The organism is Bacteroides cellulosilyticus, assembly GCF_020091405.1.
GTDB lineage: Bacteria > Bacteroidota > Bacteroidia > Bacteroidales > Bacteroidaceae > Bacteroides.
The window spans coordinates 5,212,378-5,227,953 of record NZ_CP081903.1 but is presented as its reverse complement, the minus strand read 5'-3'; the positions used below and the strand labels follow the sequence as shown (position 1 = coordinate 5,227,953).

Annotated in this window: 14 protein-coding genes; 6 read left to right on the top strand and 8 right to left on the bottom strand. The window is 42.3% G+C overall.

Annotated features, from left to right (window positions below):
- Positions 1 to 93 precede the first annotated feature (93 nt).
- Positions 94 to 1,764 (top strand): formate--tetrahydrofolate ligase, encoded by a 1,671-nt coding sequence (locus K6V21_RS19770; RefSeq protein WP_217713950.1) that lies wholly within the window; start codon positions 94 to 96, stop codon positions 1,762 to 1,764.
- A 63-nt stretch (positions 1,765 to 1,827) separates the two neighbouring features.
- On the opposite strand, the gene K6V21_RS19765 is transcribed toward K6V21_RS19770, so the two are convergent.
- The 7 genes from K6V21_RS19765 to pyrB form a co-directional block, all read right to left on the bottom strand.
- Positions 1,828 to 2,856: a hypothetical protein gene (locus tag K6V21_RS19765; RefSeq protein WP_217713951.1), complete on the bottom strand. Its 1,029-nt coding sequence runs from the start codon at positions 2,854 to 2,856 to the stop codon at positions 1,828 to 1,830.
- Between the two features lie 12 nt (positions 2,857 to 2,868).
- Entirely contained in the window at positions 2,869 to 3,057 is a 189-nt protein-coding gene (locus K6V21_RS19760; protein WP_007214021.1) for a hypothetical protein, read from the bottom strand.
- 258 nt (positions 3,058 to 3,315) lie between these two features.
- Positions 3,316 to 4,596 carry a serine hydroxymethyltransferase gene (gene glyA, locus K6V21_RS19755; protein ID WP_044267937.1) on the bottom strand — a complete coding sequence of 427 codons (1,281 nt, stop codon included), beginning with the start codon at positions 4,594 to 4,596 and terminating at the stop codon, positions 3,316 to 3,318.
- 104 nt (positions 4,597 to 4,700) lie between these two features.
- Positions 4,701 to 5,453, bottom strand: coding sequence for a porin family protein (locus K6V21_RS19750; RefSeq protein WP_044267940.1), 753 nt, complete (start codon positions 5,451 to 5,453; stop codon positions 4,701 to 4,703).
- A 23-nt stretch (positions 5,454 to 5,476) separates the two neighbouring features.
- A complete protein-coding gene (locus tag K6V21_RS19745) occupies positions 5,477 to 6,043 on the bottom strand; it encodes a flavin reductase family protein (protein WP_224319621.1) in 567 nt (188 codons plus the stop codon).
- Between the two features lie 138 nt (positions 6,044 to 6,181).
- A complete protein-coding gene (gene pyrI / locus K6V21_RS19740) occupies positions 6,182 to 6,643 on the bottom strand; it encodes an aspartate carbamoyltransferase regulatory subunit (RefSeq protein ID WP_217713953.1) in 462 nt (153 codons plus the stop codon).
- A 37-nt stretch (positions 6,644 to 6,680) separates the two neighbouring features.
- Complete coding sequence (gene pyrB, locus K6V21_RS19735; protein ID WP_117706489.1) at positions 6,681 to 7,610, bottom strand: aspartate carbamoyltransferase; 930 nt, start codon at positions 7,608 to 7,610, stop codon at positions 6,681 to 6,683.
- 699 nt (positions 7,611 to 8,309) lie between these two features.
- Between pyrB and K6V21_RS19730 the strand changes: the two genes are divergently transcribed.
- The 5 genes from K6V21_RS19730 (at position 8,310) to K6V21_RS19710 (ending at position 14,393) form a co-directional block, all read left to right on the top strand.
- Positions 8,310 to 10,631, top strand: a complete 2,322-nt coding sequence (locus tag K6V21_RS19730; protein ID WP_224319620.1) for a transglycosylase domain-containing protein — start codon at positions 8,310 to 8,312, stop codon at positions 10,629 to 10,631.
- 35 nt (positions 10,632 to 10,666) lie between these two features.
- A complete protein-coding gene (locus tag K6V21_RS19725; protein ID WP_224322067.1) occupies positions 10,667 to 11,032 on the top strand; it encodes a 2-amino-4-hydroxy-6-hydroxymethyldihydropteridine diphosphokinase in 366 nt (121 codons plus the stop codon).
- A 45-nt stretch (positions 11,033 to 11,077) separates the two neighbouring features.
- Positions 11,078 to 11,827 carry a 3-deoxy-manno-octulosonate cytidylyltransferase gene (gene kdsB / locus K6V21_RS19720; RefSeq protein WP_029427955.1) on the top strand — a complete coding sequence of 250 codons (750 nt, stop codon included), beginning with the start codon at positions 11,078 to 11,080 and terminating at the stop codon, positions 11,825 to 11,827.
- Positions 11,821 to 13,110 (top strand): M16 family metallopeptidase, encoded by a 1,290-nt coding sequence (locus K6V21_RS19715; RefSeq protein WP_224319619.1) that lies wholly within the window; start codon positions 11,821 to 11,823, stop codon positions 13,108 to 13,110. The genes kdsB and K6V21_RS19715 overlap by 7 nt, the downstream gene beginning before the upstream one ends.
- Before the next feature lie 125 nt (positions 13,111 to 13,235).
- Positions 13,236 to 14,393, top strand: a complete 1,158-nt coding sequence (locus K6V21_RS19710) for a phosphatidylinositol-4-phosphate 5-kinase (RefSeq protein WP_224319618.1) — start codon at positions 13,236 to 13,238, stop codon at positions 14,391 to 14,393.
- Between the two features lie 87 nt (positions 14,394 to 14,480).
- On the opposite strand, the gene K6V21_RS19705 is transcribed toward K6V21_RS19710, so the two are convergent.
- Positions 14,481 to 15,419, bottom strand: coding sequence for a ribose-phosphate pyrophosphokinase (locus tag K6V21_RS19705; RefSeq protein ID WP_217713956.1), 939 nt, complete (start codon positions 15,417 to 15,419; stop codon positions 14,481 to 14,483).
- Positions 15,420 to 15,576: the final 157 nt, after the last annotated feature.

Sequence of the window (15,576 nt, the reverse complement as noted above, 5' to 3'; positions counted from 1 at the left end):
GAGGCTTTCTTATCCTAAAATCTTGCTATCTGCACTCTTTTTCGTACTTTTGTAGCTTTCAAAAAGAAAGTTTTATTTAAAGAAGTTCTCTGTATGAAATCAGACATTGAAATAGCCCGCAGCATAGAGCTGAAGAAGATTAAGCAGGTAGCCGAGAATGTAGGTATTCCACGTGAAGAAGTAGAAAACTACGGACGGTATATTGCTAAGATCCCTACACATCTGATTGATGAAGAAAAAGTGAAGAAAAGTAACCTGATTTTGGTAACTGCTATTACTGCTACCAAAGCAGGTATTGGTAAGACTACAGTTTCTATCGGTCTGGCATTGGGGTTGAATAAGATCGGCAAGAAGGCCATCGTTGCTTTGCGTGAACCTTCGTTAGGACCTTGTTTCGGCATGAAGGGTGGAGCAGCAGGTGGCGGTTATGCCCAGGTGCTCCCTATGGAAAAGATAAATCTGCACTTTACAGGAGATTTTCATGCCATCACTTCGGCTCACAATATGATATCTGCATTGCTCGACAATTATCTTTATCAGCATCAGGCGGACGGGTTCGGACTGAAAGAAATTATCTGGCAGCGCGTGCTCGATGTGAACGACCGTTCTTTGCGTAGCATTGTCACCGGTTTAGGTCCCAGTACGAACGGTATTACCGAAGAATCCGGCTTCGATATTACCCCTGCATCCGAAATTATGGCTATTCTTTGTCTGGCAAAGGACATAGACGACCTGAAACGACGGATTGAGAATATCATCCTTGGTTTCCGTTTTGATGGTTGCCCGTTCACCGTGAAGGAGTTAGGAGTAGCAGGAGCCATCACTGTCCTGCTGAAAGATGCTATCAATCCGAACTTAGTTCAGACAACCGAAGGATCGGCAGCTTTTGTTCATGGTGGTCCCTTCGCAAATATTGCTCATGGTTGTAACTCTATTCTTGCAACGAAAATGGCAATGACTTTCGGAGATTATGTTGTAACGGAAGCCGGTTTCGGTGCCGATCTTGGTGCGGAGAAATTTTATAATATCAAATGTCGCAAAAGTGGATTACAACCTAAACTGACAGTGATTGTGGCTACTGCACAAGGTTTGAAGATGCATGGAGGTGTCAGTCTGGATCGTATTAAAGAACCCAATATGGAAGGACTGCAACAAGGTTTCGGCAATCTCGATAAACATATACGCAATCTGCGTTCATTCGGTCAGACGGTGCTGGTTGCCTTCAATCGTTTTGCCAGTGATACGGACGAGGAGGTAGAAGCAATCCGCCGGCATTGCGAAGAGAAGTTAGGTGTAGGGTTCGCTGTCAATAATGCCTTTGCAGAAGGAGGAGAGGGAGCTGTGGAGCTCGCTAATCTGGTAGTGGATACTATTGAGAAGAAACCTTCTGAACCCTTGAACTTCAGTTATAGTGAAAATGATAATGTAGAACAAAAGATAGAGAAGATAGCTTGCAATCTTTACGGTGCCAGTGTGGTGACTTACAGTATCCATTCACGCAAAATCATCAAATTGATAGAGAAGATGGGTATTGGTCATTATCCCGTTTGCATTGCCAAAACACAATATTCTTTCTCTGCCGATCCGAAAATATACGGTGCGGTGAACAACTTTGAATTTCATATCAAGGATATTGTAATCAATAACGGTGCGGAAATGATTGTTGCCATCGCCGGAGAAATTCTGCGTATGCCGGGGCTTCCCAAAGAGCCACAAGCTATGCACATTGACATTGTAGATGGAAATATAGAAGGATTGAGCTAACCATCGGAAAGTATAAATATAGAAATAGGGGATGCCGGTATATTACTTGCATCCCCTTTCCATTTATTTCAAATCGTTCAACATGGCTTTCGGGTCTTTGGCCAACTGTTTCCAGTCGTAGTTTCTCAATAGTCCCAGAAGTGTAGCAATCACGATAACAATACGTGCTGCCCAAAGAACAATGATAACAGCCAATGCAATAAGACCGAACTTCATGGCATAGATAATCATGCTATCATCATCACGGGTTTTACTTCCATCGCTCCATTTAGTTATGGTTGTGGTCACATATAAAGCGCCGGCAGCACCCACTAAAGCTCCTGCAATGCCGAATAATATCTTTTTGAGACCGGTAGCCATTTTGTCTTCACGGCGACGTTTAGTAATCATATATCCACGTGGACGGCAAGCGAAAATATAAAGCACGATCCAGATAAAGCACCAGATCGCTTCCCATCTTTCACGCCATACTCCGGCATCGGCACGATCTACCAGGTGCTTTTTATAAGTTTCCACATTATATGCTTTCAGTTCTTTTATTTCTTCAGTGGCATTTTCCAGATATTTTTCATAAAGACTGCGTGTTTCTTCAGAAATGGTATCTATGGCCAACTTTTGGTTATAAGTGTCAATGTAACTTTGTTGCCGGGTTATAGCTTCACTGAGTTCAGTCTGCACTTGCTCATCAGTCAGAGCCTGTCTCTTTGCTACATAATCCTGTTCGCTTCCGGCCTGATAGAAATAATAACATCCCATAATGGCTACACAGATGATGATCCACCATGCGAATGTCCAATGCCGCTGTTTGGACCATTCCAGCACTTCGCGCGTATCAGCCATTACCTCCATTAGTTCGGTATCCGACGGGTCATCAATGGCTGCTTCCGCTTGTGTCAGCAGATCTTCCATATCCCTTGTTTCCTGGGCTGTTCGAGGATAATAATCTTCATCCGGCTGTCCATGATATCCGGCTGTTTCCCATGCTTGGAACAATAGTTCTTCCGCTTTTTTGTTTCTTTCGTCTTCAGTATTTACATTGCTGTATGTGGTGTTCATACCACCCTGCATGTGTTTCTTGTTTGCTGAGCTCATAGTATTGCAGAATTAAATAGTTTGGGAATTGTTGTTTGCTTGTACCTGTCTCAACTGTTCACGCATTTCGGCGTCTTTTTTGTCCCGGTGACCTTTGTAAGCTCTAAACCCGAAGGTCAGTACATTCCATACACCTTTAAAAAGAGCGATAACAATTTTCAGCATAATCTTACCTGTAGCTACTCCAATGTTTTCTGACATAGTAATTAAAGTTTTAAAGTGAATAATAAATGTAGTTTCCAAAAATAGGGAAATGCAAGCAGGAGTATCCTTTCAATACAACAAAAATAGTGTCAATGTGTAAAAAAAAGAGGTCCGTAGCCTTTATCACAAAGGCTACGGACCATTTTACAATTTAACTATATATTTAATCATTCATATACATACATTTTTTCTCAAAAATGTATATACCTTGTCGGCCGGAAAAACTAAACCGGCTGACTCGTAAAAACAAATTTCTTAATATGCGAACAGCGGATATTTCTCCATTGTCTTATTCACGCGTGCGCGAACTTCGGCAATAACCGCTTCGTTTTCTACATTGGACAGAACCGTTTCAATCATTTCTGCAATTTCCAGCATCAGATCTTCTTTGGCGCCACGAGTAGTGATGGCAGGAGTACCCAAACGGATACCGGAAGTCTGGAATGCAGAACGGCTATCGAACGGAACCATATTCTTGTTTACAGTGATATCGGCAGATACCAATGCTTTTTCAGCAATTTTACCTGTGAGATCAGGATATTTGCTACGCAGGTCGACCAGCATAGAGTGATTATCCGTACCACCGGAAACGATTGTAAAGCCACGGTCGATTAATGCTTGTGCCAGTACGGCCGCATTTTTCTTCACCTGGGCAGCATATTCTTTGAATTCGGGTTGCAGAATTTCACCGAATGCAACAGCCTTTGATGCAATGACGTGTTCCAACGGACCACCTTGGATACCCGGGAATACGGCTGAGTCGATCAACTGAGACATCATCTTGATTTCACCCTTCGGTGTTGTTTTGCCCCAAGGATTAGGGAAGTCTTTGCCAATCAGGATGATACCACCGCGAGGACCACGCAAAGTTTTATGTGTGGTAGAAGTAACGATATGAGCATACTTCACAGGGTTTTCCAGCAATCCGGCTGCAATCAGTCCGGCAGGGTGAGCCATATCGATCATCAGGATAGCACCTACTTTGTCTGCGATTTCGCGCATACGCTTGTAGTCCCATTCGCGGGAATATGCTGAACCACCACCGATGATCATCTTTGGTTTTTCGCGCAAAGCAACTTCTTCCATCTGGTCATAGTCCACACGACCGGTTTCCTTATTCAGATTATATTCACAGGGAGTATAGATGATACCGGAAGTATTTACTAAAGAACCGTGTGAGAGGTGACCACCGTGAGCCAGATTCAATCCCATGAATTTGTCACCCGGATTCAATACAGCAAGGAATACAGCTGCATTAGCCTGTGCGCCTGAGTGGGGTTGCACGTTAGCCCATTCTGCACCAAAGATTTCCTTTATGCGGTCGATAGCAATTTGTTCGCTCTGGTCTACTACTTCGCAACCTCCGTAGTAACGTTTGCCGGGATAACCTTCTGCATACTTGTTAGTGAGACAGGAGCCCATTGCCTCCATTACTTGGTCACTTACAAAATTCTCTGATGCAATCAGTTCAATACCTTTGAGCTGACGTTGATGTTCTTTTTCGATGATATCGAAAATTAAATCGTCTCTTTTCATTTTGCTTACTTAGATAAGTTTGATAAATCTGTGTTCTCTTATTAAGCGCACAAATTTACGGTAAAAAAATGAATAAACTGTCAGAAAAGACAGAAATTTACTTTCTAAAAGAATACTCCAAAGGAAAAGCTAAGAACATTGTCTCGCCGGTGGAAACGTATTTCGTCGGCGGGTGGATCACCTTCGGCGACGCCGTCATCATAAGTCACTTTGCGGGATATATTATGTACTCCTATGTCATAGCGGAAATCGAAGAAAATGCGGGAGATAGTAACGGCTACTCCAAGGGTGAAGCTGAGGTTCAGCGGACGCAGCCTTTCTTTGATTCCCTGTTGGTCGAAATTCTCAAAAGTAACTTCGCTCTTTTTATTCCAGATATAACGAAATTTAGGACCTCCGAATACAGCCAGACTGTAGGGACCCTCCTTAATAACATTATATCCGTAGATCACAGGAATGTCTACACTGTGGATTTCAGAAGTTATAGATGCCATTTCCAAAGGAGCATCCTCTGCGGCAGGTTTTTCGAAAGTAATATTGCAGCGGTTGATATTGTAGGATATTTCCGGTTGCAGGAAATGACGTTCAAAGTTGATACGCATAAAGACAGAGCCGAAATAGCCTATCTTGTAGTTATTCTGCACCTCATCTATGGTGATTCCGTTTAATGTAAGATTAGATACAAGGAAGAGGGAAGAGGTGAACCCACCTTTAATACCGAAGTTCACCGGACGGTCATGGTGATGTTTCTTCAGTGGTTCTTCAACCGCTGTACCGGGCACAAGATGAGATTGCCCCCACGTTGTAGCGGGGAAAAACAAAAGGCACAGGATAAATATTTTCAAAACTTTGTTCATCACTTATCACTAACCGTTAATCACTATCTTTTCTTCTCAACAGACCAGCCAAATTTACCGATCTTTTCACCCAATTCATAGTATCCTCCATGTACGTAAACCAGTGGATTAGCTTCCGCCAGCTCCAGTTTTCCGGTTTCCGGGTTTAGGTTCCGGTCGTCGGCACGCACGTTTACCACATCGGCAATAAACATATCATGCGAGCCAAGTGACATGATTTCCCTTACACGGCATTCTATACACAAAGGGGATTCTTCAATAAGAGGGGCATTGACCACAGTGCTTTTTCCCGGTGTCAGATGCATTTCTTCAAACTTATTGTAGTCTTTCCCGGAACGTACGCCACACCAATCCGTTGCACGCGCCATATCTTTGGTAGTGAGATTGATGACAAACTCCATATTCCGTTTCAGGATTTCGTAGGAGTGGCGCTCGGGACGTACTGAAATATAGCACATGGGCGGGTTCGTACAAATCGTTCCCGTCCATGCAATTGTTAATATGTTATATTCTTCCGGAGTGCTTCCGCAGCTTACCAATACGGCAGGAAGCGGGTAAATCATTGTTCCGGGCTTCCAGTCTTGTTTCATGACTAAAAAGTTACGGATTACATAAGTTATGAGCTACAAGCTACCAGCTACGAGTGCCTTTCGGATGGGAACTGCAAACTATAAAGCGAGCATTGCGCAGCACTTGTAGCTTGTAGCTCCTTTTGTAGCTCGTAGCTCTTATATTATTTCAATATCGCTTCTGTTTTGTTCTTTCTCGCAATAATGGCATCGGATCACACAATTCTCCTTATCCACTACATGGAATAACGTCGCCATGGGTTCGTTGTTCGTAATACATTTGGGGTTAGCACACTTTACAATGCCGCGAAGTTCTTCAGGAAGGCTAACTTCTCGTTTTTCCACCACTTCATAATCCCGGATAATATTCAGCTTCACATTAGGTGCTACCACGGCGATACGATTAATTTCGTCATCGCAGAAAAATTTATCCGCAATTTTAATAATGCCTTTAGTACCCAGCTTTCCGCTTTTGAGATTAAAGCCAATGGTGATATTGTTATTCATGTGTTCAAGTCCCAGCAAAGAGACTACAGTGAACAGATTTTCAGAGGGGATATGGTCGATAACTGTACCGTTTTCTAATGCGGCAACCTGTAATTCTTGTTTTTTTTCGCTCATAGTTTTCTGATGTAACTTCAATTGTAAACTTGTCAAATCATTCTTTCACATCATCCAGTGTGATGCCTAATACGTCGCAGAGAATAGCCTCACGGGCATACAGACCATTTTGTGCCTGCTGGAAGTAGTAAGCTTTCGGATTATCGTCTACGTCATAAGCGATTTCATTGACGCGGGGCAGGGGATGCAGAATGCACAAATTGGGACGGGTATGTTCCAGCATCTTGTTGCGCAGAATGTAAACGTTCTTCACCCGTTCGTACTCCATGAGGTCAGTGAAACGTTCACGCTGCACACGAGTCATGTAGAGGATGTCGGCATCTGCTATGGTTTCTTCTGTAAAGTCCGTATGTTCCACGTATTTGATGCCATGATCGCGGCAGTAAATTTTGTATTCTTCGGGCATTCTCAATTCATCAGGAGCTATGAAGTGGAAAGTCGGGTTGAAGTGGCGCATTGCCATCAGCAGTGAGTGTACGGTGCGGCCATATTTGAGGTCACCAACGAGGAAAATATTCAGGTTCTCCAGTGTACCCTGGGTCTTGTAGATGGAGTAGAGGTCGAGCATCGTTTGTGAAGGATGCTGGTTGGCTCCGTCTCCGGCATTGACGATAGGCACTGTGGTTACTTCGCTGGCATAGCGGGCGGCTCCTTCCAGATGATGCCGCATCACGATGATATCGGCGTAGTTGCTCACCATTTTGATGGTATCTTTCAGGGTTTCGCCTTTCGAAGAACTCGTTGCTTTGGGGTCACTAAACCCGATTACACGGGCTCCCAAGCGGTTGGCTGCTGTTTCAAAACTGAGTCTTGTGCGGGTAGACGGCTCGAAAAAGAGGGTGGCAACCACTTTCCCTTCCAGCAGCCTACGGTTGGGACGGGCTTCAAACTGCTTCGCCATCTCGATCATGTAGAGGATTTTTTCCTTGCTATGCTCGGCAATGGTGACTAAACTTCTGTTTTCCATATCGTTCGTTATTTTATTTCTTTTCGAGAGTTCAAAGGTACGGAAAAGATGCGGAGTACGGAAGAAAGACCGGAGAAAATTTAGAAGTTTTTTTCGTCTTCATAGCCGGTGATCTTCAGTTTATGGGACAAAGAGTTTTGCCCTATGAGCTGAAAAAAAACATTTCGTGGGACGAAAAAACGATCTCACGAGATGAAGTTTCTTAATGCAGTGAGATGAATGCCGGAATTTGTTTGGATCATTACCAGCAGCAGCTTTTCTTTTTCTTTATCTGCTGTTGTTGTTATATAAAGAATATATAAGAAAGAAAAGTGTATTGTTTGTTTTGGTTAAAGTATTGAATAATAAAAGTCTAGCCTTTAAAACTCCACTTTGTACCTAAGCAAAAAAATGCATTTTTCTGCAAAAAATAGCTTGGAATCGGCCGTTTCCTAAACAAAAAACACCTCCAAAATGATCTGTTTTCTGCTCTTTTGGGTGACCAAAATGCCATGTTTCATCACCCCAAATGCCACACTTTGTGCCTGCTGAAGTGTGGCGTTTTACCCATTAAGATGTGGCATTTCCGATGATAAAGTGTGGCGTTTTAAGAGTTTTCTATAGAATTTATAAGGGTGTTCCAATATAATTCCGTACCTTTGCCTTGTTATTTTTACAGGTAATCTATTTTATTGATTTAGTGAATTTACAGTAATAAACATGATAAAGAACATCATAAAAATCCTTTGGATATTCTTAGCCGTCATAGTATTGGCTTGCGTCACTGTTTTCTTCTCCATTGCAAAAGGTTGGATAGGCTATATGCCTCCTGTCGAAGATCTGGAAAACCCCAATTATAAGTTTGCTACACAAATTTTCTCAGAAGACGGGAAGGTGCTCGGAACTTATTCATTTAGTAAAGAGAATCGTGTGTATGTAGGCTATAATGATCTGTCTCCCAATATTATCAATGCTTTGATTGCAACGGAAGATGTGCGTTTTGCCAAACACTCCGGAATTGATGCCATCGCATTGTTTCGCGCTATCGTGAAGCGTGGTTTGCTATTCCAGACGAATGCAGGTGGAGGTAGTACGATTACACAACAATTATCCAAACAGCTTTATTCACCCAGTGCGGATAATGTAATGGAACGTTTGTTTCAGAAACCTATCGAGTGGGTGATTGCCGTGAAACTGGAACGTTATTACACTAAAGAAGAGATACTTACCATGTATCTTAATAAATTTGATTTCTTGAACAATGCAGTAGGTATTAAAACTGCTGCCAATACTTATTTCGGTTGCGATCCAAATGATTTAAAAATAGAAGAAGCCGCTATGCTTGTAGGAATGTGCAAGAATCCATCTTATTTTAATCCAGTACGATATAATGAACGTTCACGCGGGCGTCGTAACGTGGTGCTTGATCAGATGCGTAAAGCCGGATATATTACAGTGGAAGAATGTGACTCTTTGCAGGCTCTTCCGCTTGTTCTGAAATATACTCGCGTTGACCATAATGAAGGAATGGCAACTTATTTCCGCGAATATCTGCGTGGTGTATTGAATGCAAAGAAACCTGTAAAGGGAGATTATCGTGGTTGGCAGATGCAAAAATTCTATGAAGATTCTCTTGACTGGGAAAATAATCCTTTATTTGGTTGGTGTGAAAAGAACACTAAGAAAGATGGGTCTAAATATAATCTTTATACAGACGGTCTGAAAATTTATACCACTATTGACTCCCGTATGCAGCAATATGCAGAGGAGGCAGTAGAAGAGCACCTGAAAGAATTGCAAGGCTATTTCTTCAAAGAAAAGAAAGGACGTAAAAAAGCGCCTTACAGTAACAGAATTACACAGGAACAGGTAGATGAAATTCTTACCCGCACCATGAAACAGTCCGACCGTTATCGTATCATGAAGAAAGCCGGGGCATCGGATGCCCAAATAGAAAAAGCTTTCAATACACCTGAAGAAATGTCGGTATTTACCTGGAATGGTGAAAAGGATACAATCATGACACCTATGGATTCTATCCGCTATTACAAACACTTCCTCCGTGCAGGTTTTATGTCTATGAATCCGCATAATGGGCATGTGAAAGCATATGTTGGAGGGCCTAATCATCATTATTTTAAATATGATATGGCAATGGTAGGTCGTCGTCAGGTAGGTTCTACTATCAAACCTTATGTCTACACATTGGCTATGGAGAATGGCTATTCTCCTTGTGATGAAGCGCGTCATGTGGAATATACTTTAATTGACGAAAACGGTAAACCGTGGACACCCCGTAATGCCAATACCAAACGTTATGGAGAGATGGTAACTGTTAAGTGGGGATTGGCTAACTCTGACAACTGGATCACAGCGTATCTGATGAGTAAGCTCAATCCATATTCTCTGAAGCGTTTGATTGAAAGCTTTGGTGTGCGTAATCGTGAAATTGTGCCGTCAGTTTCTTTGTGTCTTGGCCCTTGTGAAATTTCGGTAGGAGAAATGGTCAGTGCTTATACGGCATTCCCCAATAAAGGTATCCGTGTAGCTCCACTGTTTGTAACTCGCATTGAAGATAATGACGGAAATGTATTAGCTACGTTCTCTCCGGAAATGGAAGAAGTTATCAGTGTTTCCAGTGCTTATAAGATGTTGGTTATGCTTCGTGCCGTTATTAATGAGGGAACAGGTGGACGTGTTCGTCGTTTAGGTGTGAAAGCTGATATGGGTGGTAAGACCGGAACAACTAACTATAATGCAGATGGTTGGTTTATGGGCTTTACTCCTTCACTGGTATCCGGATGTTGGGTTGGTGGAGAAGAGCGCGATATTCATTTCGATACTATGTTGCATGGGCAAGGTGCTTCTATGGCATTGCCTATCTGGGCTAAATATATGGTAAAAGTACTTGGAGACAAGACACTGGGATATGATGAAAATGAGACATTCCAACTTCCGGAAGGTTTCGATCCTTGTAAGGATAATGGGGACGTTAATTTTGAATCGGTATCAGAAACTGGTTTGGATGATTTCTTTGATTAAAGTTCAAGTATCGGTCTAAATTCTTGATTTCGAAAGTGGTTTATACAATCAGCATCGGTAGTAACGAGCAACAGAAAGAGAATCTTTCGTTGGCGCGGAAGCGGTTGAAAGAACTGTTTCCTAGTATTCGTTTTTCTACGGAAGAAGAGACTAAACCGCTTTATTTCCGGCGTTCATCTTTATTTTCCAATCAGGTGGCACGTTTTATTTCCAGTAACGATGCGGCGGAAATAACTTCTTGTTTGAAAGCTATTGAACGGGAAGCGGGGCGGATGCCTGAAGAGAAAAAGCAAGAAATAGTCCGGTTGGATCTGGACTTATTATCATGTGATGATATAGTCTATAAACCCGACGATTTAAAAAGGGACTATATTTGCCGGGGATTAAAAGAGATAGAGTAATTATAAATGGGTACGCGTATCTATTAAATTGTAAATATAAACATGTTGAAGTTTTTAGGAATCATTCCCGCCCGTTATGCATCCACGCGTTTTCCTGCAAAACCGTTGGCCATGCTGGGAGGTAAAACTGTAATACAGCGAGTATATGAACAAGTGGCAGGTATTCTGGACGATGCTTATGTGGCCACAGATGATGAACGGATCGAAGAAGCTGTAAAAGCTTTCGGAGGTAAAGTAGTGATGACTTCTGTGAATCATAAAAGCGGCACGGATCGTTGCTATGAAGCATATACTAAAATAGGGGGAGATTTTGATGTCGTAGTCAATATTCAGGGTGATGAACCTTTTATTCAACCCTCCCAACTGGAAACTGTAAAAGCTTGCTTCGACGATATTACGACCCAGATTGCTACATTGGTGAAACCTTTTACTCCTGAGAATGGATTTGAAGCTTTGGAGAATATCAATTCTCCGAAAGTAGTGCTGAATAAGAATATGAATGCACTCTATTTCAGCCGCTCCATTATTCCTTATCAGCGAAATGCGGAAAAACAAGATTGGCTGAAAAATCACACTTATTATAAGCATATAGGATTATATGCTTATCGTGCTGAAGTTTTAAAAGAGATTACTTCATTGCCGCAATCTTCGCTGGAACTGGCAGAATCGCTGGAACAACTTCGTTGGCTGGAGAATGGCTATACCATTAAAGCCGGTATTACCGAAGTAGAGACCATTGGCATTGATACTCCCCAGGATTTGGAAAAGGCTGAAGAATTTTTGAAAATATGTTAGACAGAACTATCCAGCCCCTTATTTGTGAGCCGGAACAACTGGCAGTGCCATCTCCTGAATGTCGGGTGATGAAAAATGGCATACCTTTATATATACTCAATGCCGGGGATAATGAAGTAGTCCGAATTGACCTGTTGATAGAAGGTGGACGCTGGCAACAGAATCAACGCTTGCAGGCTTTGTTTACCAACCGGATGCTGCGCGAAGGTACCCGACGTTATTCGGCCGCGGCCATTGCCGAAAAGTTGGATTACTATGGTGCCTGGTTGGAACTTTCCAGCTCGTCCGAGTATGCTTATATCACCCTTTATTCTTTAAATAAATATCTGCCGGAAACTTTAGATATTTTTGAATCTATCGTAAAAGAACCTCTTTTCCCTGAAAAAGAGTTGGGAGTGATTATTGACAGCAATATCCAACAATTTCTTGTAAACAGCTCCAAGGTGGATTTTCTGGCCCATCGCACTTTGATAAATGCCGTATATGGTGATACGCATCCGTGCGGGCAATTAGTGCAGAAGGAAGATTATCATTTGATCAACCCTTCTGTCTTGCAATCTTTTTACGACCGATATTATCATTCCGGAAATTGCAGTATCTATCTTGCGGGGAAGGTTAGCGAAGACGCTATCCGTCGTATTGAAACTCTTTTTGGAAGTGAACCTTTCGGCAAAGATTTCCGGAAGCCGGAAAAACTGTCCTATGTTCCGGTAACTTCTTTTGAGAAACGTATTTTTACCGAGCGTGCCGATGCAATGCAAAGTGCTGTTCGCATGGGAATGCTTTCTTTGGACCGACGTCATCCTGACTATTTGAAAGTCCGCGTTCTGGTTACCTTGTTCGGAGGGTATTTCGGTAGCCGTTTGATGTCTAATATTCGTGAAGATAAAGGATATACGTATGGTATATCTGCCGGCATCATGCCTTATCCCGATAGTGGACTGTTGGTTGTCAATGCAGAGACTGCCAATGAATTTGTAGAACCGCTTATCAAAGAAGTTTACCATGAAATAGACTGCCTGCAAAATGACCTCGTACCTGCCGAAGAACTTGCTATGGTGAAAAACTATATGTTGGGTGATATGTGTCGCAGCTATGAGTCTGCCTTCTCACTGGCGGACGCTTGGATCTTTATTCATACTTCCGGCCTCCCCGATTCGTATGTAAGGGATGCCGTAGAAGCAGTGAAGACAATTACTCCTGTCGAGATACGCGAACTTGCCTCACGTTATTTGTGCAAAGAGACATTAAAAGAAATCGTATCCGGCAAAAAAATGTCATAAAAAAGGTGTGATACCCCTTCCTTTTAGCAGATTAATTGTATCTTTGTGCAAATACTATATAGGGCGTGTAACAAGTTGCTGCGTTTACACGTCTTTTTATTAAAATCGCTAATTTATAATTTTCAATGAAATATCTATATACTGCACTCATTCTGGTATTCATGTCCCAAGGCGGGGCGACGGCCCAGGAAAAGAAATCCGGTTTCTTCGACAAAGTAAAAACAACTTTCTCTTCTGAAATAAAGATAGGAACTCATACCTTCAAAGATGGCTCTGTATATACGGGTGAAATGAAAGGACGTAAACCCAACGGAAAGGGTAAGACGGTTTTCAAGAATGGCAATGTCTACGAAGGTGAGTATGTGAAAGGAAAGCGTGAAGGATATGGTATTTATACATTTCCTGACGGTGAAAAGTACGAAGGACAATGGTTTCAGGATCAGCAACACGGTAAGGGCATCTACTATTTCATGAATAACAACCGCTATGATGGTATGTGGTTTCAGGACTATCAGCAAGGCAAAGGTACAATGTACTATTACACCGGTGACATTTACGAAGGAGACTGGGTAAATGATAAACGTGAAGGTCAAGGCACATACACCTGGAAAAACGGTTCCAAATATGAAGGTTCCTGGAAGAATGATAAAAAAGAGGGTGAGGGTACTTTTGTCTGGAATGACGGCTGTAAATATGAAGGTGACTGGAAGAACGATGTGCGTGACGGAAAAGGGACTTTCGAATATGCCAACGGAGATAAATATGTAGGCGACTGGAAAGATGACATGCAACATGGAAAAGGTATTTACTTCTTCCACACCGGCGATCGCTATGAAGGTGCGTATGTGCAGGGCGAACGTACCGGAGCCGGCATTTATTATCACGCTAACGGCAATAAGTATGTGGGAAACTTTAAGGACGGCATGCAACATGGAAAAGGTGTATTCACCTGGGCAAATGGTGCAGTCTATGACGGCGACTGGAAAGACAACCAACGTGACGGCCGCGGAATCTATAAATGGAATGTAGGTGATTCCTACGAAGGCGAATGGAAAAACAACCAGTTCAATGGTCAGGGAACCCTGATTATGACAGACGGAACTAAATATAAAGGTGGTTTTGTGAATGGTATGGAAGAAGGTAACGGTATACAGGAGGATAAAAACGGTAATCGTTACGAAGGCTTCTTCAAGCAAGGCAAAAAGCACGGTCCTTTTGTTGAAACGGATAAAAACGGAAAAGTAATAAAAAAGGGCACGTACAAAATGGGAAGACTGGAGTAGAATGATTGAGATTTGAAACTCTAAATAAAAGACAAAGGCTACGCAATATTAAACTGCGTAGCCTTTGTTTTTATATCCAACTCTCTATTAGATAATATACTGTGAACTGATAGACTCATTATTCACCACTCTCTTAATGGTTTCTGCAAACATATCAGCAATACTGAGTTGTTTCACTTTCGCGCATTTCTTAGAATAAGGGATACTATCGGTAAATACGATTTCAGTCAGACTGGATTCCTGTACACGGAAAGACGCCGGGTCGGACATTACACAGTGGCTTGCAATAGCGCGTACTGATTTAGCACCGGCATCCAACATAATGTTAGCTGCTTTGGTGATAGTACCGGCCGTATCTACGATGTCATCTACCAATACTACATTCTTATCGGTTACATCACCGATAATTTGCATGGATGCAACTTCGTTTGCTTTCTCACGTGATTTGTTGCACAATACCAGGGGAACTCCCAAATACTTTGAGAATGTGCTGGCACGTTTGGAACCACCCACATCCGGCGTAGCAATTACAAGATCTTTCAATTTCAAGGACTCAATATAGGGGAGGAACACTGCCGAAGCATACAAGTGATCTACCGGAATGTTGAAGAAACCTTGGATTTGATCAGCATGGAGATCCATCGTAATCAAACGATCGATACCTGCTACTGAAAGTAAATCGGCTACTAACTTTGCGCCGATAGAAACGCGAGGTTTGTCTTTTCTGTCCTGTCGTGCCCAACCGAAATATGGAATGACTGCAACTACACTTTTAGCAGACGCTCTTTTAGCAGCGTCAACCATCAGCAGAAGTTCCATTAAATTGTCGGAATTAGGGAAGGTGGATTGAACCAGGAATACATGTGCGCCACGAATTGACTCTTCATAGGAAACAGCAAACTCACCATCAGCAAAGTGGGTGATGTTCATCTTTCCCAGAGGGCAATCAAGGCTTGCGCAGATTTTCTCTGCAAGGTATCTCGAGTTAGTTCCGGAGAATACCATTACGGGTGCTTTTTCGCTCATTTTGTAATAGATGTTACCTATTTGTTTAATACGGCTGCAAAGTTATGAATTTCCCGCTACATTCTACAAGACTTATTGTAGAAAAATCTTTTTTCTTTCCCGGATTTATTTGTAGCTTTGCTAAGTGAAACGGTTTCCTCATATACGATTGGTGGGC